The 20844-nt window shown below is 35.4% G+C and carries 17 protein-coding genes; 13 read left to right on the top strand and 4 right to left on the bottom strand.

The window, feature by feature from the left end; genetic code table 11:
* Positions 1-90: 90 nt before the first annotated feature.
* Positions 91-1119, bottom strand: a complete 1029-nt coding sequence (locus Q7C23_RS19465; RefSeq protein WP_375034056.1) for a LacI family DNA-binding transcriptional regulator — start codon at positions 1117-1119, stop codon at positions 91-93.
* Between the two features lie 287 nt (positions 1120-1406).
* Between Q7C23_RS19465 and Q7C23_RS19460 the strand changes: the two genes are divergently transcribed.
* From Q7C23_RS19460 to Q7C23_RS19410, 11 genes are all read left to right on the top strand, one after another.
* The gene (locus Q7C23_RS19460) at positions 1407-2846 is read left to right on the top strand and encodes a glycoside hydrolase family 28 protein (RefSeq protein WP_375034138.1); all 1440 of its coding nucleotides are present in this window, start codon (positions 1407-1409) and stop codon (positions 2844-2846) included.
* Positions 2847-2885: 39 nt separating this feature from the next.
* Positions 2886-5999, top strand: coding sequence for a SusC/RagA family TonB-linked outer membrane protein (locus Q7C23_RS19455; RefSeq protein ID WP_375034055.1), 3114 nt, complete (start codon positions 2886-2888; stop codon positions 5997-5999).
* Positions 6000-6010: 11 nt separating this feature from the next.
* Positions 6011-7654, top strand: coding sequence for a RagB/SusD family nutrient uptake outer membrane protein (locus Q7C23_RS19450; protein WP_375034054.1), 1644 nt, complete (start codon positions 6011-6013; stop codon positions 7652-7654).
* A 96-nt stretch (positions 7655-7750) separates the two neighbouring features.
* Positions 7751-8686 carry an alpha/beta hydrolase fold domain-containing protein gene (locus tag Q7C23_RS19445; RefSeq protein WP_375034053.1) on the top strand — a complete coding sequence of 312 codons (936 nt, stop codon included), beginning with the start codon at positions 7751-7753 and terminating at the stop codon, positions 8684-8686.
* Between the two features lie 12 nt (positions 8687-8698).
* Positions 8699-9664: a DUF4861 family protein gene (locus Q7C23_RS19440; protein WP_375034052.1), complete on the top strand. Its 966-nt coding sequence runs from the start codon at positions 8699-8701 to the stop codon at positions 9662-9664.
* Positions 9665-9764: 100 nt separating this feature from the next.
* The gene (locus Q7C23_RS19435; RefSeq protein WP_375034051.1) at positions 9765-10985 is read left to right on the top strand and encodes a glycoside hydrolase family 105 protein; all 1221 of its coding nucleotides are present in this window, start codon (positions 9765-9767) and stop codon (positions 10983-10985) included.
* 22 nt (positions 10986-11007) lie between these two features.
* The gene (locus Q7C23_RS19430; protein WP_375034050.1) at positions 11008-12231 is read left to right on the top strand and encodes a glycoside hydrolase family 105 protein; all 1224 of its coding nucleotides are present in this window, start codon (positions 11008-11010) and stop codon (positions 12229-12231) included.
* Positions 12232-12319: 88 nt separating this feature from the next.
* The gene (locus tag Q7C23_RS19425) at positions 12320-13918 is read left to right on the top strand and encodes a glycoside hydrolase 43 family protein (RefSeq protein ID WP_375034049.1); all 1599 of its coding nucleotides are present in this window, start codon (positions 12320-12322) and stop codon (positions 13916-13918) included.
* A 7-nt stretch (positions 13919-13925) separates the two neighbouring features.
* Positions 13926-15077, top strand: a complete 1152-nt coding sequence (locus Q7C23_RS19420; RefSeq protein ID WP_375034048.1) for a pectinesterase family protein — start codon at positions 13926-13928, stop codon at positions 15075-15077.
* A gap of 24 nt (positions 15078-15101) precedes the next feature.
* The gene (locus Q7C23_RS19415; RefSeq protein WP_375034047.1) at positions 15102-16451 is read left to right on the top strand and encodes a glycoside hydrolase family 28 protein; all 1350 of its coding nucleotides are present in this window, start codon (positions 15102-15104) and stop codon (positions 16449-16451) included.
* A gap of 47 nt (positions 16452-16498) precedes the next feature.
* Positions 16499-17242, top strand: coding sequence for a rhamnogalacturonan acetylesterase (locus tag Q7C23_RS19410; protein WP_375034046.1), 744 nt, complete (start codon positions 16499-16501; stop codon positions 17240-17242).
* Positions 17243-17266: 24 nt separating this feature from the next.
* Here Q7C23_RS19410 and Q7C23_RS19405 read toward each other — a convergent pair whose 3' ends face one another.
* From Q7C23_RS19405 to Q7C23_RS19395, 3 genes are read right to left on the bottom strand one after another with little or no spacing between them, the layout of a single operon-like run.
* Positions 17267-18370 carry a relaxase/mobilization nuclease domain-containing protein gene (locus Q7C23_RS19405; protein WP_375034045.1) on the bottom strand — a complete coding sequence of 368 codons (1104 nt, stop codon included), beginning with the start codon at positions 18368-18370 and terminating at the stop codon, positions 17267-17269.
* A complete protein-coding gene (locus Q7C23_RS19400) occupies positions 18355-18750 on the bottom strand; it encodes a hypothetical protein (RefSeq protein ID WP_375034044.1) in 396 nt (131 codons plus the stop codon). Before Q7C23_RS19400 ends, Q7C23_RS19405 begins: the two co-directional genes overlap by 16 nt.
* 53 nt (positions 18751-18803) lie before the next feature.
* Complete coding sequence (locus Q7C23_RS19395; protein ID WP_375034043.1) at positions 18804-19649, bottom strand: type IV secretory system conjugative DNA transfer family protein; 846 nt, start codon at positions 19647-19649, stop codon at positions 18804-18806.
* Between the two features lie 27 nt (positions 19650-19676).
* On the opposite strand from Q7C23_RS19395, the gene Q7C23_RS19390 reads away from it, so the two are divergent.
* Both Q7C23_RS19390 and Q7C23_RS19385 read left to right on the top strand, forming a co-directional pair.
* The gene (locus Q7C23_RS19390) at positions 19677-20036 is read left to right on the top strand and encodes a hypothetical protein (RefSeq protein ID WP_375034042.1); all 360 of its coding nucleotides are present in this window, start codon (positions 19677-19679) and stop codon (positions 20034-20036) included.
* A gap of 576 nt (positions 20037-20612) precedes the next feature.
* Positions 20613-20789 carry a histone H1 gene (locus Q7C23_RS19385; protein ID WP_375034041.1) on the top strand — a complete coding sequence of 59 codons (177 nt, stop codon included), beginning with the start codon at positions 20613-20615 and terminating at the stop codon, positions 20787-20789.
* Positions 20790-20844 lie beyond the last annotated feature (55 nt).

Below are 20844 nucleotides of genomic sequence, written 5' to 3'. Positions count from 1 at the left end.
AACAAAAGGCAGCTCTTATATGAGCTGCCTTTTGTTGTTAAGTAAATAGTATATTAAATGAACTTATATCACTTATATGGTGAAAAAAAACTAAGAGTTAGTCCTTGACGAGGATTTACGGATGTGTAATTCCGGAGCAAGCACTACCTTTTTTTCTATTTTGATAGTATCAGTTTTATCCACCTGTTCAAGGAAAACGCGCGCTGACATTTTACCCATTTCAAGCGGAGACTGGTCTACAGAGGTTATCGATAATTCCATGAATTTGGTAAAAGGCTCATTACTAAATCCTGCTACACAAAATTCTTTAGGAATACTGATATTTCTTTCTTTCAATTCCTGAATAGCCCCAAGAGCGGCAAAATCACTCGAAGAGAATATCGCGTCAGGCGGAGTTTCCAGTTGTAATAAAGTTTCAACGGCATTTTTTCCGGCTTCAACGCTACTTTTAACAGAAACAACATATTCTTCTTTAAATAGCATTCCGTTATCCAACAATGCTTGTTTATAGCCCAAAAACCTGTTTTTGAAAATTTCAAGAGATTGATCCCCTGATAAATGAGCAATGCATCTGCAGCCTTCACTGATCAGGTGTTTTGTAGCAATGTAACCACCTTTAAAGTCATTGATTGTTACCGAGCTTACACCATCAATATGTTTGCTACGGTCAAAAAAGATAAGTGGAACATTTTTCTCTAAAACATTTCGAAAAGCGGCGTCATTCTCAGTACTTACAGCGGTTACAGACATAAGGATTCCGTCAACCTGAGCATCTATTAAGGTATATAGGTTTTCACTTTCTCTTTTCAGATCTTCGTGAGTCTGGCAAATAATAACTTGGTAACCATGAGGCTGGAGTTCTTCTTCTATACCCCGGATTACCGAAGCGAAAAAGTTACTGTCAATACGAGGAACGATAACACCTATGTTATTACTGCGTCCACTTTTTAATGCTAAAGCAAGTTTGTTTTGCTTGTAGTTCATTGATGCAGCGGTTTTGATTACCAGGTCACGTGTGCTTTCTTTTATTTTAGGATTATTGTTTAGAGCCCTTGAAACTGTAGCGGCGGTGATATTTAATTTTTTGGCAATATCATAAATGGTTATTTTCTCGCTCATTCAAAAATATTTTTGATTTATTTATAGACAAAAGTACATTTTTTTTATATAATCTAACCCATTATGTTATCGATTACCATAATATAAAAGCTAAATCGTTTTCAATTTCACAATGATAATAAATTACGGGTTTTTTTACACAAACTGTAAATAAAATTACTAATAAAAATTAAATATATAAAATTTTTCTAAATTAATTTGGTGCATTCAATGTATTTTTCTATTTTCGTGTAATCGATTACATGATTGTTGATTTTATTTAAAAAATGATAATAAATAGAGCAGAAATGATTAAAATTAAGCCTTTACTATTAAAATCACCTGTGCTTTTGGGCGCTGTTATTGTATTGGTTTTATCTTGCTCAAAGCAGATTTCAGCGGTTTCTGAGACTGATCCGTGGAAAAAAAAGGATTTGATCCTAAAAAGTATGCCTAAAACACACTTTTTGAATAAAGATTATAATGTAACTGACTTTGGTGCGATAGCCGACGGAAAAACAATGAATACTGCAGCTTTTCAAAAGGCTATTAAAGCGTGTTCAGCAAATGGCGGAGGGAGAGTAGTTATTCCAAATGGAAAATTTCTTACCGGTGCTATTCATTTAGAAAGCAATGTGAATTTACACTTAGAAGATAAAGCGGAGATTCTTTTCAGTACAAATCCAAAAGATTATCCTATAGTTCATACTTCTTGGGAAGGAACTGAATTGATGAATTACTCTCCTCTTATATATGCTAAAAACAAAACGAATGTTGCAATTACCGGAAAAGGAACGCTTAACGGTCAGGCAAACAATTCAAACTGGTGGGTTTGGTCAGGAGGTAAAAGTTATGGATGGCAAAAAGGCATTCCGTCACAAAATGATCCAAACAACAGAGAAGTTTTAGTTGATATGGCAGAAAAAGGTGTGCCGGTTTCAGAAAGGGTTTTCGGAGATGGGCGTTATTTGCGACCAAGCTTTGTTGAGTTCTTTGAATGTAATACGGTTTTAATTAAAGACCTCACCATAATAAATGCTCCGTTTTGGATTCTTCATCCTTTAAAATCAAATAATATTATTATTGACGGAGTAACCGTAAATAGCCACGGGCCAAATAATGACGGTTGTGATCCTGAATATTCTCAAAACATAATTATTAAAAACTGCACTTTCAATACAGGTGATGATTGTATCGCTATTAAATCAGGCAGAGATGCAGATGGTAGAAGAGTGGCGATAGCTAGTAAAAATATTATCGTGCAAAATTGTAAAATGATTGACGGACACGGTGGTGTTGTTATCGGCAGCGAAATTTCTGCAGGAGTAAACAACGTTTTTGTCGAAGACTGTGTAATGGATAGTCCGAATCTGGACAGAGCAATTCGCATTAAAACAAATTCAAAAAGAGGAGGCATTATTGAGGATGTTTTTGTCCGAAATATTGAAGTAGGGACAGTAAAGGAATGTGTTTTAAAATTAAACATGTTTTATAATGTATACGGATCACAAACCGGAAATTTTATACCGGTTATCAGAAATATTAATCTTGAAAATGTAAATGTAAAAAACGGAGGAAAATATAGCGTGTGGGCTGAAGGCTATGAAGTATCTCCTGTGGAAAATATCACACTTAAAAATGTGGTAATTCATAAAGTAGATTCCATTTATAAATTGAAGAATGTAAAAAACATCAATTTTATTAACACTTATATCAATGACAAAAAAGTAGAGCCAATTAAAAATTAAAAAGAAAAAAACTATCACTTAACCACAATTAACCAAACTATGAAAATTAGACCATTATCAAAGAAAAAAATAAAATACAATCTTGTGTTTTTATTTTTCCTGAATTTGCTTTGTAGTAATGCAATAAATGCTCAATCGAGCGTTGTAGAGGGAAAAATTACCGATGCCGCCGGATTATCTTTGCCGGGTGTGAACATTCTCGAAAAGGGAACAAAAAACGGAACTTCAACAGATTTTGAAGGGAGTTTTAAATTAAATGTATCAAATACTAAAGCTATCTTAGTAATCTCCTATTTAGGTTTTCAGACGCAGGAAGTTAGTATTGCCGGAAAATCTAAGGTAAATGTTAGTCTTGCTGAACAATCTAATTCTCTAAATGAGGTTGTTGTAGTGGGATATGGTACTGCTAAAAAATCCGATGTTACAGGAGCAATTAACACTATCAAACCTGAGACAATTACAGAAAGAAATGTTTCTAGTCCTCTTGAGGCTATTCAGGGTAGTACGCCAGGGGTACAAATTTCATCTAATTCAGGACGTTCAGGAGATGGTTATAAAATGGTTATCCGTGGTAATAACTCATTAGGGGGATCAAGTCCGTTATATGTTGTAGATGGGGTACCGACCGATAATATTGACTTTTTAAATCCTCAGGATATCGCTCGTATGGATATATTAAAAGACGCTTCATCAGCTGCTATTTACGGATCAAGAGGATCTAATGGAGTTGTTATTGTAACTACTAAAAGTGGAACAACTGCTAAATCAGGTATCAATGTATCTTTTGAGTCTTCTTACGGAAGTAAAGTCCCTACACGTTTACCTAAAATGATGAATGCTGAAGAGTGGTGGAAATTTCACCGTACTGCATATATGACGGCTAATCCTGCAACCCAAACGGAAGATCAACTTTTGGCAGCTTCATCTGTTAGAAGTCCTTTGCTGGTTGAAAGAGCAAATAACGGATACAACTTTGATTGGTACGATGCTGTTTTACAAACAGGAATGACATCAAATAATTATCTAAATTTATCAGGTAGAGCTGAAAGTGGATTATCTTATAACCTTGCTCTTGGTTTTCAACAAGATCAGGGATTGATAGATAAGGACTCAAATGACAAATATAGTTTCAAGTTGGGTGTGAACCATAAAATCAATAACAAGTTCTCAACTGGAGCAAATCTTACAGTTGCAAGGGTAGAAACAGAATTAGGTAGTGATTTGGCTATGCAGGAGGCTTTCCGTTTAAGTCCATTATTATCTCCATGGGCTGTAGATGAAAATGGTCAAGATATAGTGGGACAACTATTTTTCTTACCAGGGAAATTAACGTTACCCAACAGTACCGCTTTCGTAATTGATAAAACAAGTACTGTAAATCCATTAGTGGAAATTGCAAATTCTGTTCAAAATAGAAATAAATGGCAAACCATTGGAAATGTTTACTTTCAATACCAACCTATTGATTGGATATCTTTCAAAACTACTTTTTCAGCAGGTTTTGAAAACGAAGAAATTGGTAAATCATTCGGTGCAGAATCAAATGCTGGTGTTGGATTAAATGGGAAAAGATCAGCATCATTAAACAAAAATGAAAATTTTAATTATACATGGGATAATCAAGTAGATATTAAAAAGACATTTAATGATGTACACGAATTTAGCGCATTATTACTGCAAAGTTTATTTTCTAATGTTGATAAAACAGCATTTGCATCAGCAAATGGTATGCCTTTCGATACAGGATATTATGATTTAGGAGCAGGTCTACAGACCAGTTATAATATGGACTCTTATTACGAAAAAAGAACATTAAGTTCTTATGCAGTACGTTTAAATTATGCTTATAAAAACAAGTACTTATTAACCGCTACAAATCGTTGGGATGGTGCTTCAGTGCTTGCAGAAGGTGTGAAATGGCAAAGCTTTCCATCGGTAGCATTGGGGTGGAAAATTAATAAAGAGGCCTTTTTACAAAACAGCAATGTGGTTTCGGATCTTAAATTGAGAGCCAGTTTAGGATATACAGGTAACAACAATGTACAACCTTATTCTACGCAACAATTATTAGATCAACAAACTTTTTATGCTAATGGCAGTAATTTAGTTACAGGTTGGGAATCTAAGAATTTAGCCAATACAGGTTTAACTTGGGAGAAAACACGCGAGTTAAACTTCGGTCTTGATTTCGGATTTTTTGCTAATCGTATTTCAGGTACTGTTGATGTATATGATCGTTTATCTGATGAGTTAATATACAATAGAGCATTACCTTTTGAATATGGTATACCTAGTGGTGCTACAATTTCTAATGTTGGATCAATAAGTAATAAGGGAGTTGAAATACTTTTGACTACAAAAAATATTCAAACACAAAAAGTGAAGTGGGAAACTACATTTACTTTCACTAAAAATGTAAATAAACTGGAGTCTATTAACGGTCAGGACCAAGTAGATGATATAGGTAATAATTTATTTATTGGTAAACCATTGAACTCAAATTACAATTATGTATATGATGGTGTTTGGCAAGAAAGTCAGGCTGCAGAAGCTGCAACATATAATATGTTGCCTGGTCAGGCTAAATTAAAAGATTTAAATAATGATGGCAAATTTGATAATTTAGACCGTACTACAATTGGAAATCCAAATCCAGAATGGCAGGGAAGTGTATATTCAAAATTAACTGTTGGTGATTTCGACTTTAATTTCTCTGTTCTTTGTAGTGAAGGCCAAACAGTATTGAGTACTTTTCATCAAAATTTTGCAAACGTAAGTGACCGTGGTCGTCAAAAAATGGCTATGGACTATTTTATCCCAACAAACGGTGGGGGTATTGAATCAAATGCATCAAATGCATATCCGCGTCCAGGACCTGTAGCAACTGGAGCAGGAGCTTTTTGGGGAAGTAATTTTGCCTATTATCAAGATGTTTCTTATGTGAAAATCAAAAATATCTCTGTAGGATATACATTTTCTTCAGATTTAAGTAAAAAATTGAAAATTAGTAGTTTACGAATTTATGCTAACGTATTAGATCCATTTGTATTCACGGATTATGAAGGATATGATCCAGAGTGGGCAGCATCTTCATTAGGAGTTAACCGTCCTGCTTCTATAACAACACAATTGGGATTAAGTCTTAAATTTTAATTAAAGAAAAAATGAAAAAAATAATAATATTATTAGGACTTGTCGTTACTATTTTTAGTTCTTGTAACGATTTTATTGAAGAAGATATACGTTCAAATGCTTCTGCAGATGAGACCTACAAAACAGCTGCCGGATTTCAGTTTTTAGTAAACAGTACATACGCAAGATTAAAAACGGTTTATGGTGGAGAACCTTGGTTATTTTGTGCAGGTACAGATATGTATGCAGAAGGAAGAACCGCTGAGCCAGCTGGTTTAAGTCAATATACTCAATTGATTCCAACATCAAATAATGTAGATTATTTATATAAGGAATGTTATAAAGCTATTCAATCTGTAAATAAAACTGTTTATTACTCTACCATTACAGAACAAACATCCAAGATACCGCAATTAGTAGGTGAAGCTAAATTTATTAGAGCAATTTCTTATTTTTTACTAGTACAAACTTATGGAGGAGTGCCTATTGTTGATAAAAATTTTACAGCAGATAATGAGTCTTTTACTAGAAATACAGCAGAGGAAGTTTACACTTTTATAATTAAGGATTTAGATGAATCTTTAGCAGCAGTTGGAACTGATCCATATGCAGCTTCAGGTAAAGTGAATAAAAGAGCTGTTCAGGATTTATTAGCTAAAGTTTATTTAACAAGAGGTTATGAATCCTTTGGTACTGCTGCAGATTTTACTAAAGCAGCAGCATATGCTGATGCAGCTATTGCGGGCCAAACACTAACAGTTGCATGGAGCCAGCTATTTTTACCAGCTAACGATTTAAATGCTGAAGTTATTTTTTCAGTACAATTTGATAAAAATTCAACTAGTACTTCTCCAGCCACTTTAGGAAATAATCAGTTTTACTATTTCAGTTCCTATTTAGGTGGTAGCGAAACAAAAGGTGGTGCTCCATTAAGAAGTTATAACTTATGTCCAACCGGATATGCATTAGGGTTATATGAAAAAGGAGATCAGCGTTGGGCTGCAACTTTTATGAATGAAGTATATGAAAATTATTATGATTTCTTTAGAGTAGCTGATAAAACGACTTTAATGTTAAAGCATTTCTATGAGCCAAAATGGTTTACGGCACAGGATAAAGCTGATTATTTAGCTTCAAAAGAGGGTAAATTAGCAACTGGATTTATTTACCATCCTTGGGGTGAATATTCAGCAGAATATACTTTAACTAAAAATATAGATTACCAAACCATTCCTGTTAAAAAGTTTGATGACCCAGATCCATTAACACCTGCAAGTACTGGACCAGCGAGTACACGTGATTTTATTGTGTCAAGGTTAGGAGAAACCTATTTAATTGCTGCAGAGGCTTATTTAAAAGCAGGCCAGCCGGCAACCGGTTTAGCTCGTTTAAATGAGGTAAGAAGAAGAGCTGGTGTAGCCGATGCAACTATCGGACAGTTTAATATTGATTATATATTAGACGAAAGAGGAAGAGAGTTGTTAGGAGAATATAAAAGATGGTTTGATTTGAAACGTACTGGTACTCTTATAGCAAGAGCCTCTCAATACAATTATACTATCAAAGCTGCCAATTTTAATGGTACCGATGGAGAAAAGAAAATTTTAAGACCAATTCCTCAATCAGCACTTGATTTAAATCCAAATAAAGATTTTCCTCAGAATCCTGGTTATTAGTAATTTGATACTTTTTTGAGAAATTATTTTTTGAAGATGTTAAGAAGGAGTTTGGCAAATTGATCAAACTCCTTTCTTAACTAATTTCATTTTAAGATGAAGAAGATACTTTTTATAATGCTCATGATCGCTACTACTATTTTTGCTCAAGACAATTATAGTATCGATACTTCCTATACTATAAAAAGCACTTATAATAAATTAATCAAAAAATATCCCTTTATAACCGTCGCGCAAAGTCAAAGTAATATTGCAGTTACTGAAATTAAAGAGGTCATTTATCAAAAGCATAAAGACAGGGCATTACACTTGGATGCATTTTTCTTCAATAAGCAAAAAAACAATCCCGCAGTAATCATGATTCATGGTGGTGGCTGGAGATCAGGGAATAAAAATCAGCTGCAGGACATGGCCAGAGAAATTGCCTTGAAAGGCTATTCTTGTTTTGCAATTGAATACAGATTGTCACTAGAAGCAAAATATCCCGAAGGAATTTATGATGTAAAAAATGCCATAAAATTTATAAAAGATAATGCTATAAAATTTAATGTAGATCCAAACAAAATTGCCGTTTTAGGTTGCTCATCAGGAGGACAAATGGCAGCTTTGATTGGTACAACAAACGAAATTTTAGATTTTGAAGATAAATCGTTTAAGAGTAAATCTTCTTCAAAAGTGCAGGCTATTATTGATGTTGATGGAGTTTTAGCATTTAAACATCCCGAATCTTCAGAAGCAGATATGGCTTCATTTTGGCTTGGAGGCACTTACGCGGAAAAACCTGAAAATTGGAGCAGTGCATCGGCTTTAAGTCATACTAATAAAGTCTCGCCTCCAATACTTTTTATAAATAGTAGTTTTCCCAGATTTCATGCAGGGAGAGATGATATGATTGCCATTTTAAATCAATATAAGATTTATAGTGAAGTTAAAACAATGGAGAATTCACCTCATTCTTTTTGGTTTTTCCAGCCCTGGTTTACTGAAACGATTGTTTATACCACACAATTTTTAGATAAAATTTTTAAATAATCCGCATACAAGATGAAAACAAAAATCACAATAACAAGCTTACTTTTATTAGGTTCAATGGTAGTAAGTGCTCAAAAATACGATATAAAAACAGCAAAAACATATGCTGAGATTTCGGCCAAAACCGATGGAAAATGGGAAGGAAGAAAATACAAAGGCGGAACAGTTTTTAAAAATGTGGACAGACTAAAATTGGCTCCTGAGCATACAGATCATTCTTTTGATATACGTTATGAAGGACCAGGTTGGGAAAGTAACAGAATTGGTTATCGCCTGTATTTAGACTGGAGAAATGCAATTGATATTTTCGGTAAAAAGACCTCAGAGATGATTTTGCCAAAAGTAGGACAGGATAATTTTGATTCCTATCATGAAATGAGCGACTGGGGGTCTGATATCCTAAAAGCGGGTAAAGCAATTGGTATTGGTTCGATTGATCGTTATTTAAATAATGAAAAATTGCACTTTCGTGAAGTAGATTCAACTATTGCAACAGTGGTAAACAAAACGACTCAGTCAGGTGTAAAGGTGAATTATTATGGTTGGAAAACGGCTTCAGATAAAATCGACTTTATATCAGAACTCATCATTAAACCAGATCAGCTCTATACACAGCACACAATCAGAGCTTCAAAAGAGATTAAGGGAATTTGCACCGGAATTGCAAAGCAAAAAAACACGGAGTTATTTAAAAAAGACAGCATAAATAAAAAGTGGGCTTACATCGCTACTTACGGTGAACAATCACTGGTTCCCGATAAGTTAGGGATGGCTATTTTTTATAAAACGGGAACAATAGAAAATAATATTGAAACAGATTTAGATTATCTGTTAATTTTCAAACCAACTACAAAAGCTGTCACCTTTTATCTTTTAGGCGCTTGGGAACAAGAGATAAACGGAATAAAATCGAAAGAAGAATTTGTAAAATATTTAGATGAAAAATTAGAAATTCTAAATAAAAAAGGAAAAATGTAATTGAGGTGCAAGGACAAAACCGAATGGAATTATAGGTAGCTATGCCAACACTTTAGTTAAGCACAATAGCATTAAATAAGTACTAGTAAACACATCTGCAATGATAGACAATAGAAATATAAATTATGCCGCCTCAATTGTACTGGGGTTTATGATGCTGTTTTTTTGTTGTAAAATTATAGCTCAGGGATCTTTAAAGAATGAAATAGTAATCGCTAAAGATTTGAAGTGGTCAGAGCGAATGGCGCTTTCGATCATAAAACGCAATCCGAAAGCATGGCAGATTGACAATAACGAAAAGCCAAAATGGGATTATAAACTGGGTCTGGTGATGACTTCATTTGAAAAATTGTATCATAAAACAAACAACCCGGTTTATGGAGATTACATTAAGAAATACGGTGAAACGGTAATAAACCCTTCAGGTGAGATTCTGAACTACAAATTAGAAGATTACAATATAGATAATATCAATGCCGGAAAAATGCTTTTTGATCTTTATAAAAGAACAAAAGACAGTCGTTATCTAACTGCAATGCAAACACTCAGAAAGCAGTTAGAAACGCATCCAAGAACAAATTCTGGCGGATTTTGGCATAAGAAAATCTATCCCTATCAAATGTGGCTTGACGGTTTGTATATGGGGACACCATTTTATGCGCATTACACTTTAGATTTTGACAAAGGAAAAGATTTTAATGATATCGCAAAACAATTTGAAGAGATCCATTTGCATACTATTGATAAAAAAACAGGTTTATTATTTCACGGGTGGGATGAGAGCAAACAAATGCCATGGGCGAGTAAAGAAAGCGGAACTTCACCTAATTTTTGGTCCAGATCTATTGGCTGGTATATGATGGCGCTTGTTGATGTACTGGATTATATGCCCAAAGAGCATCCTAAGAGAAAAGAACTAATAGCGTTTCTGAATGAAATTTCAATAGCAGTTGCCAAATATCAGGATCCTTCGGGATTATGGTATCAGGTTACAGATGCAGGCTCAAAAGAAGGTAATTATCTGGAGGCTTCGGGATCTGAAATGTTTGTTTATGCTTTTGCAAAAGGAGCAAACAAAGGATACTTACCCAAAAAATATAAAGATCTCGCCATAAAAGGTTTTGAAGGTATAACAAAGAAGTTAATCAGGGTTGATCCTGATGGCGAAATTCATATTACACAAGTCTGCGCAAGCGCGGGACTCGGTGGTAATCCGTATCGTGATGGCTCTTTTGAGTATTATATTAAAGAAAAAATAAAGGTAGATAATTCTCACGGATTAGGCCCTTTCATTTTAGCCGCATTAGAATTAGAAAAGTAGTAGAATTTAAATATATTTAAAAATGAACAATAGTAGAAAACAAGGTTATTTTGTATCGGCTTTACTAGTTTGTGTTATGGCTTTTACAAGTTGCAGGGTGATTTCGCAAGAGCCGGCAAGTAAGGATATCGTAATTTCTAAAGATTTAAAATGGTCCGATAAAATGGCTTTGACACTCATGAAACGTCATCCGGAAAGTTACATGATAGACGATTCTAAAATGCCGAAATGGGATTATGTACATGCTTTGGTTTTACATTCATTCGAAGAATTATACAAAAAGAATCCAGATCCCAGATATAAGGCTTACGTAAGGAGTTATGTAGACCAGTTTGTAGAAAGTGACGGATCTATTAAAACATATGAATTTGACAAATACAACATTGATCTCGTTGTGCCTGGACGTTTACTTTTTGATGTTTATGCAGAATCAAAAGAAGATAAATATCTGAAGGCACTGCAATTAGTTCGTAAACAATTGACAGAACAACCAAGAACAGCAAGTGGAGGATTTTGGCACAAACAAATTTATCCTAACCAAATGTGGCTGGACGGCTTGTATATGGGAGAACCATTTTACGCGCAGTACACCGCTACTTTTGAAGCAGGAAAAAGTTTTGACGATATAGCTAAACAATTTGAACTCATTCAGCTCCACGCTACCGATCCAAAGACAGGATTGTTATATCATGGCTGGGATGAAAGCAAACAAATGCCATGGGCCAATAAAGAAACTGGAAATTCACCAAACTTTTGGTCAAGAGCACTCGGATGGTACGTTATGGCTCTGGTTGATGTGTTGGACTATATGCCAAAAGAGCATCCAAAACAAAAAGAACTGGTAAAGTATTTAAACAATGCTTGCTCGGCTTTAGCAAAATATCAGGATAAATCAGGTCTGTGGTATCAGGTGACAGATAAAGGGGGTGAAAAAGGAAATTATTTAGAGGCTTCCGGATCTTCAATGTTTGCTTATGCTTTTGCAAAAGGAGCTAATAAAGGCTATTTACCGGAAAAATATAAAAAACTGGCTAATAAAGCTTTTGATGGTTTAACTAAAGTCTTAATCAAAAAGGTAGACCAGGATGGCGGTATCACACTTACCAATTGCTGTCAGGTTGCCGGTTTAGGAGGTAATCCATACAGAGACGGTTCGTATGCATATTATGTAAATGAAAGAAAAAAAGATAATGATCCTAAAGCAACAGGTCCGTTTATTTTGGCCGCGTTAGAATTAGGCAGATAATTTGATTCAATTTTTAGTTTCCTTACAATGAACCATTCCGTTTTTTTGATCTGTTTGGTTTACTTTGAAAGTCAATAATCATTAAAAAATGAAAAACATAAAAATCATTTTTCTACTCTTTTCAGTGTTTTCTTTGCAAAAGAATTTAGCCCAGGTTTGGGTACCTGATAATGGAGATGGAACCTATACAAACCCAATAATTCATGCCGATTATTCAGATCCGGATGCCGTTAGAGTAGGTGATGATTTTTATATGACGGCTTCCTCTTTTAACTGCATTCCCGGTTTACCTATTTTGCATTCTAAAGATTTGGTCAACTGGAAAATTATAGGATATGCACTTTCCAAACAAATACCAACAGAAACTTTTGATAAAGTACAGCATGGGAATGGTGTTTGGGCGCCAAGTATAACTTTTCACAATAATGAATTTTATATTTATTATCCGGATCCTGATTTTGGAATTTATATGATAAAAGCCAAAAAGCCGGAAGGACCCTGGTCTGAACCTGTTTTAGTTAAAGCAGGATCCGGACTCATCGATCCCAGTCCTCTGTGGGATGATGATGGAAAAGTATATCTGGTTCATGCCTATGCAGGAAGTCGTGCGAAAATTAAAAGTTTGATTACGGTTTGTACGATGAACATTGACGGAACTGTTGCTAATAATGATGAAGTAATGGTAATTGATGGTCATGAAAGTGAAGGTACAATTGAAGGACCAAAATTCTACAAACGAAATGGTTACTATTATATTTTTGCGCCGGCCGGAGGAGTTTCCACAGGTTGGCAAACGGTTTTAAGATCGAAAAATGTATTTGGTCCTTATGAGAAAAAGAAAGTTTTAGAGCAGGGTAAAACTACTATAAATGGGCCACATCAGGGAGCATGGGTACAAACACAAACCGGCGAGGATTGGTTTTTGCATTTTCAGGATAAAGGAGCATACGGACGAATCGTTCATCTGCAGCCTATGAAATGGGAAAACAACTGGCCTGTAATGGGACAGGACTTTGATCAAAACGGAATTGGAGAGCCGGTAACGACGTTCAAAAAGCCAAATGTTGGGGGGAAATATCCAATTCAAACTCCCGCAGAATCAGATGAGTTTAACGCGCCAAAATTGGGATTGCAATGGCAATGGCAGGCAAATACGCAGGTTGAGTGGGGATTTCCAACCAGTTTAGGATATCTGAATTTATTTTGTTTGCCAACAGTAAACGAGAGCAATAAAATCTTTGAAGCGCCAAATCTGCTATTGCAAAAATTTCCTGCTGAGCAGTTTACAGCAACAACCAAATTAACGTTTAACGCAAGATTGAATGGTGAATCAACAGGACTATTGATTATGGGTTTAGACTATAGTTATTTGTGTCTTAAAAACGATAATGGTAAACTGTATTTGAATCAGAAAACAGGAACTTTTGATAAAAAAGTTTCAGAAACCCAAACCACTCCAATTTTAATTTCAAACAATACAGTTTACTTGAGAGTCCAGGTTAAAAAAAGTGGAATCTGTAGTTTTTATTATAGTTTGGATGATAAAAAATATTGGCCAATTGGAAGTGATTTTACCGCGAAAGAAGGAAAATGGATTGGTGCCAAAGTTGGACTTTTTGCCTTGAGCGAGAAAGTGACCAATGACTCAGGTAATGTGGCAGCCGATTGGTTTAGAATAACTAAATAAGATGAAGATGACTGAGTTTAGAAAAACAATATTTCTTTTTTTATCACTAGTAAGTTTGGGTTTGCAAGCTCAAAAGACCTATAAAAACGGGCCAGATGGTACTCATAAAAATGATGCAGCCTGGTTTGGCACAACGCAGGCAAATGCAATTGCAGAAAACGTCTTATTCTACCAAAGAAATATTGGTGGGTGGCCGAAGAACATTCAGAGGCAAAATTCACTTAGTGAAGCAGAAAAACAAAAGCTGATTTCATTAAAAAAGAATAAAGTAGTTTTAACTGTTGCGCAAGACGGTTCAGGTGATTATACCAAAATTCAGGATGCGATATATGCCTCTCCTTCCTTTCCATATGAAGAAGTAACCATTAATATAAAAAGCGGAATTTATAATGAGAAGGTTAGAATTCCCCAGTGGAATACGCATTTAACCCTGATTGGTGAAAGCAAAGAAAATACCATTATTGCTTTTGACGACAATTTTAAGAAAATCAATCTGGGGCGAAACAGTACTTTTTATACTTACACGGTTTTAGTGGAAGGAGATGACTTTTCAGCATCCAATTTAACCATTAAAAACACTTCGGGTGATAATGGACAGGGGATTGCATTATCGGTTGTAGCCAATCGCGCAAAGATTTCAAACTGTACTATTTTAGGAAACCAGGATACTTTATATCTTTCTGGAAATCACGCAAAACAATATTTTAAGGATTGTTATATAGAAGGCACAACCGATTTTATTTTTGGAGGAGCAACGGCATTATTTGAAAACTGCACTATTCACAGTATCAAAAGCTCGTATATAACAGCAGCCTGCACACCTGAAGGAGTTTCGTTTGGTTTTGTTTTTAAAAATTGTAAGCTTACTGCAAGTCCTCAGGCAACAGCGGTTTATTTAGGTAGGCCCTGGAGAATTTATGCCAAAACAGTTTATATAAATTGTGACATGGGAAAACACATTAGAGCTGAAGGTTGGGAAAATTGGTCTAAAGCGGATGCTGAGAAAAAATCTTTTTATGCCGAATACAATTGTAAAGGCGAAGGCTCGCAGCCTACCAAAAGAGTATCATGGTCACATCAGCTAACTGAAAAAGAAGCTGAAAAATATACAACAGAAAATATCCTGAAAGATTCAATAGCAAATTGGTTTTCAAAGTAAATCTAATTTATAAAATCTAAAAATATGAATTTTAAATGTCTTCTTTTTTTACTCATTTCTTGTTTTTCTTTTGCTCAGAATAGTGAATTTCCAACGGCAAAAGTGGATTCAATTGTCAATAGAATTCAGTTGCCGATTTTTGCTTCTTATCAAATAAATATCCAAAAATTAGGAGCAAAGGGAGATTCAATAAGCAATAATAAAGCAGCTTTTGACAAGGCAATGGCACTCTGTAAAAAGAACAACGGAGGTACTATTATTGTTCCTAAAGGAATCTATAAGATCAATGGACCAATACATTTTGTCAGTAATGTGAATCTTAAGATAGAGAAAGGTGCAAAAATTAAATTCAGCGATAATCCACAAGATTATCTGCCAATGGTTTTAACAAGTTGGGAAGGCACAATGCTTTATAATTACAGTCCGCTAATTTATGCATACCAATGCTCTAATATTGCCATAACGGGTGAAGGTACTATTGATGGAGAAGGAGGTAAGACATGGAAGAGCTTTAAAGCAAAAGAAGAAGCTGGTAAAAACAGAAGTCGTGAGATGAATCATACTAATGTTCCTTTGAAAGAAAGAACTTTTGGGGAAGGGTATTTTCTGCGCCCACAAATGATTCAGTTTTTTAATTGCAAAAACATTTTGGTTGAAAATATTCGGATAGAAAATTCGCCTTTTTGGTGTCTTCATTTACTCAAATCACAAAGTATCACTGTGCGTGGTGTTAGCTATAAATCGTTAAATTATAACAATGACGGAATTGATCCTGAATATGCTAAAGATGTTTTAATTGAAAATGTAACTTTTGATAATGGCGATGACAATGTAGCTATTAAAGCGGGAAGAGATCATGAAGGAAGAGCCAATACGCTAACTCCAAGTGAAAATATTGTGATCAGAAACTGCAATTTCAAAGGGCTGCATGGAGTAGTTATTGGGAGCGAGATGTCAGCCGGTGTTCAAAATGTATATGTAGAGAATTGCAAAACGGTTGGCTATTTAAAAAGAGGAATTTATTTAAAAACCAATGCAGATCGTGGAGGTTTTATAAAAAATATTTTTGTTCGAAACATTCAGTTAGATCAGGTTGAAGATTGTCTATACATGACCGCGAATTATCATGGGGAAGGCAAAGGATTTCAATCAGAAATCTCCAATATCCATTTTTCAAATATTAGCTGCAATAAAGCATCAGAATCCGGAATTGTGATTCAGGGATTTGCCGATAAAAAGATCAAAAACATATCCTTGAAGAACATTGAGATAAAGTCGGCTAAAAATGCCATTTCAAATGAAAATGCAGAAAATGTTTTAATGAGTGATGTTTTTATCGGTCAAAGAGCAACTGTTCCTACGGCAGCAAAATAATTAGAAACAAGGGAAAATATAAAGTCTACTAATTTAAGAGATGTAAAATGAAATTCTATATTCTGCTTATCTGTCTTTTCTCGGGGGCCTGTTTTGCCCAGAAAGCAACTTTGTACACCATTGGTGATTCCACCATGGCCAATAAAAAAGATTCAGACCGCAATCCCGAGCATGGCTGGGCACAGGTACTTCAGCCTTTTTTCTCAGAGAATATAGTTGTGGTAAATAAGGCCGTCAATGGAAGAAGTACCAAAAGTTTTATAGACGAGAAACGTTGGGATTCCATTTATAAAAAACTAAAAAAAGGTGATTATGTTTTTATAGAGTTTGGTCACAACGATCAAAAAATAGAAGATTCAGCCCGTTATACAAATCCTCATACGGCCTATAGATACAATCTGATAAAGTTTGTAAAAGAGAGTAGAGCCAGAGGGGCAACCCCTGTATTGCTAAGCTCTATTAGCAGACGAAATTTTAATGAAAAAGGAGTATTGGTGCCCACGCATGGTGACTATCCTTTAGAGACAAGACTGGTAGCCCAGGAATATAAAGTGCCCTTTATAGATTTAGAGTACCACACAGAATTACTTGAGAGGTCCTATGGGCCGGAAAAATCAAAGGCGCTGCATCTGCACTTCAAGGCAGGTGAGAATCCTTATTATGATAAGGACAAAGCCGATGACACGCATCTCTCCTTACTGGGGGCGACAAAAATTGCCCAGATAGTTATAGATCAGCTCAAAGTCTTAGAAGATCCTTCAGTTGAAAAACTTAAAAAAGCAATTCGATAAATCCATTTTAAGTCATAGCTTACACTAGAGCTTTGGAAGGTTATTTTTTCTCATAAATCGTTTTTTCAGAGCAGGAGTCTGTAAAGATTCGTTGTTTTTTAATGCGGAGAGACTACATGAAATACCTAAATTTTCAGCACTAAAGACACATTTGGTTTTATGATCAATATAAGTAAGCTGGTCACTACCCAGGTCATTCTTATTTGTAATTGCCGTGATGGCTTTTCTTTGCAGGATTTTAAAAAAAATGTCCGCAGAGACTCCCGGATGTCTTTGAAGGGATCGCTCAATGATATTTTTTATTTGAGTTTTCTGCGGTGTATTTCCAGAGGCATTTATTTTAAATTGCGTCTCTAAAAATTTCAAAGTAGGTCTACTATCAAGTGAGCTGGCTTTAATGGGCATACCAATAGGTTTTCCCTGAGGATCTAATATTCTATATAACAATCCTCCCCATAAAAATGTTCTTGAATTTTCCTTGCATCTATCGGCCAGAAGATTGTATTGCCCTAAAACAGCATTAAGCTCGCCAAGATTTGTATAACGGTAACGCTTTAAAATAAAATCCAGCACCTGGGTTATCGCCTTTGTTGATTCCATTTCCCCGTAATGAATTTTGCCCACAACGGAGGATACATCTAATTTAGGATATTTACGTTGTCCGAAGGCTTTTACAAGTCCAAAACGTTTTTCGATCTCTGTTGTTACTGGTCTTGATTTTTGAAAAAGTACGTTGTCCAGAGGAAGACGTCTGCCAGACTGTTCTATATTTACCGTGACTACATGCAGATGTTGATGTCCGGTATCAAAATGCTCATAAACTAAATAAGGTTGTTTTGCAAAACCAATCGTCTGCATATAAAAATAGGCAATGCGTGCCAGTTTTTCTTTACTATGATGTTCCAATGAAGAAAAGTTCAAAGAAATATGCAAAGTGTTGCGTTTGGCATTTTTGTTTAATTCCGTTCTTTTTGTAAAACGCTTTACTTTTATTTCATCGCTTATCTTATGCATATCAACAGGATAATTCCCGGCAAAGATTAACTCGGCCGCACCTGTTTTAACTTTATTTTCGTTATAAGCGATGGTTTTAAGTATCGAAGCACTTGTCTTTATGATTGCAACCATTTCTCCACAATTTTTTCAATTTGAGTTTTAACTTCATCCATTTTTGTATTCAGGCCTGTGATATTCATTTCCATTTCTTGAAAGTATGCCTCGAGCTCAACACTATTTTTATTTGTATACAATGTTTCCACAGTTGAAAGCAGCTTAGCTTTAAGTGTATTAATCTCAAGATTAAGTATACCAATTACCTCAATTAGATCCTCTAAGGATTGATTTCGGTACAATGTGGTGATAGGCCTGTTACGTATCAGCTCATGTAAATATTCAGCTTTGGTCCGACAGGTGCTGATCTTGAGCTGATTGTCAATTTTTTTAGATTCCGCAAGGGTAAAGTTAACCGTGATGCGATGATTTTTTCTTGTCTGGTTTGTTTTTGCCATGAGGATCATTTTTATACATTACTTCATCTTTTAGGAGATACGATCTCTTTGATTCATTTTCTAATTATAAGGGCCGACAATGCAGCATCAGATGTAAGGCGGCTTATTTCACCCGATATGATCTCCTGGATATCCTGCTTTATTCCAAGGTAGTTTTCCTGAACGATCTGGCTGGTTATTGGCGCTACAATTGGAATATCTCTATAATGCTGAGTCTTCTTTTGAATGGCATTGTGATCGTTGAGTATCTGGCAATGGAAAGCTTTCAGGTCAATCTTGCAGTTGGGATCATCAGCCACCATGCCTACGAATTCTCCTGAGCTGAGCCATGAAATTTTTGAAGGCGGAACAGCCAATTCGAGTTGTCTGGAGCGGCTAATGGAGACATCCGAGCTGTTTATCGATAAGCTTTCCCGATCCTGCATTATTTTGCCAAAGCGCTCGGAGAGCTGTTTGGCGGTATCTCCCGTTACCTGCCCGCTTATTATATTTCCCGTTATATTGAGAATTACATCGGCCTGCTCTCTTCCGTAGTCTTTGCGAAGCTGGCTAAAATCCTGTACACCCAGGCAAGTTGCTACTTTATTGCTTCTGGCAGTAGCGATCAGACTGTCCATATTATTGAGGTAAATGGTAGGAAACTCATCGAAAATAAGACTGCTTTTTTGTTTGTCTTTTTGATTGACTAATTTCAGCAGACGGTTTACATAGAGCGATAATACCGCTCCGTAGGTTTGTGTTTTCTGGGGATTATTGCCCATACAGACAATCTTGGGCTGCTCAGGGTTATTGATATCCAGGGTAAAATCATTGCCAGAGAGCACATAATAGAGTTGGGGGGAGGAAAGGCGTGCCATGGCCACTTTAGCCGAAGCCATCTGACCCTCGAGCTGCTCCATGACATCATTTAGGTAGGCAGGGTGCAGATGGATTTTAAACAAACCGATGAGAAAGGCAATTTTAAGCTGCAGCTCTATCACGAGAATTACGGATATGACCTTCATGGCACGCTTTCCAAATACCCTATAAAAGAGCTGCAGAATGAAACCCTGAGTGAGAACCTGATACGCTCACTTAAAAAAGGAAACCTGCAGAGCGTTATTTTTTTAAAAGACGGTAAAGAAGATAGATTTTTTATCACAGCGAGTCCTCAGTTCAAAACCCTTGAAATTTACGATAGTGAGCTAAAAAAAATAGATAACAGGCTCCTGAAGGATATAAATAAGCTTGATGTGGAGTACCAGGTTGTTGGTGAGTCAAAAAAAAAAAGTGCGTCAAGAAGATAAAAACGAGTCTCAAGATTCCAGAGAAGCCAAGCCAAGAAGACAAAACAGGTCCAATAAGCTCTGAGATTTCAAAATCGCTTTTAGAATTTCTCAGAGCCAGTGAGAAAGATCAGAGAATCAGCGCCACACATCTGGCTATTTTTTCTGCGCTTTTGCAGTACAGCGCATCAAGAGGTGCTGTAAATCCTATTAGCGCCTTTAGCTATCAAATTGTGCCTATAGCCAAAATATCACTCACTACTTATCACAAAACAATAAGAGAACTTAGCTCCTATGGGTATTTAAAATACGAACCTTCCCTTAAGAATAATATACCAAGCCGCATTTATTTTTTAAATAATTAAAATTGAATACCCTTTCAGGAAGCCTTTACCAGGTAATTGTAGGGAAAAAAAGAAAGAACTAAAAAATAATTCTCAGGACTGTTTTTTGTAAGTGGTTGATATTAAAAGGTAAAGCCCGCAGGTTAACGAATTATTAACTCAAAGGATAAAAAGAGTTACAATTTTAACATTAAAGATGCGTTATCTATCATGCAAACTTTTATTTTTGCTCCTTAATTTAACACGTATAAGCATGAAAGATTTATTGGCAAAAATAAATGCAGAAATCGAAAATTTTGTGACAGAGTCAAATTCATTAGTTGAAAAAGGTGTTAAAGCTGCGGGAGCCAGAGCACGTAAATCAACTTTAGAGCTTGAGAAATTATTGAAAGAATTTAGAAAAGTTTCAATTGAAAATCAGAAGAAGTAAATTATCACAAGTAGATAAACATTTTATTTCAAAACATCCTGACTATACAGGATAA

The sequence above is a fragment of the Flavobacterium sp. LAR06 genome (genome assembly GCF_041946075.1).
GTDB lineage: Bacteria > Bacteroidota > Bacteroidia > Flavobacteriales > Flavobacteriaceae > Flavobacterium.
Note: the sequence above shows the minus strand (reverse complement) of the source record. Positions and strands in the feature narration are given on the sequence as shown.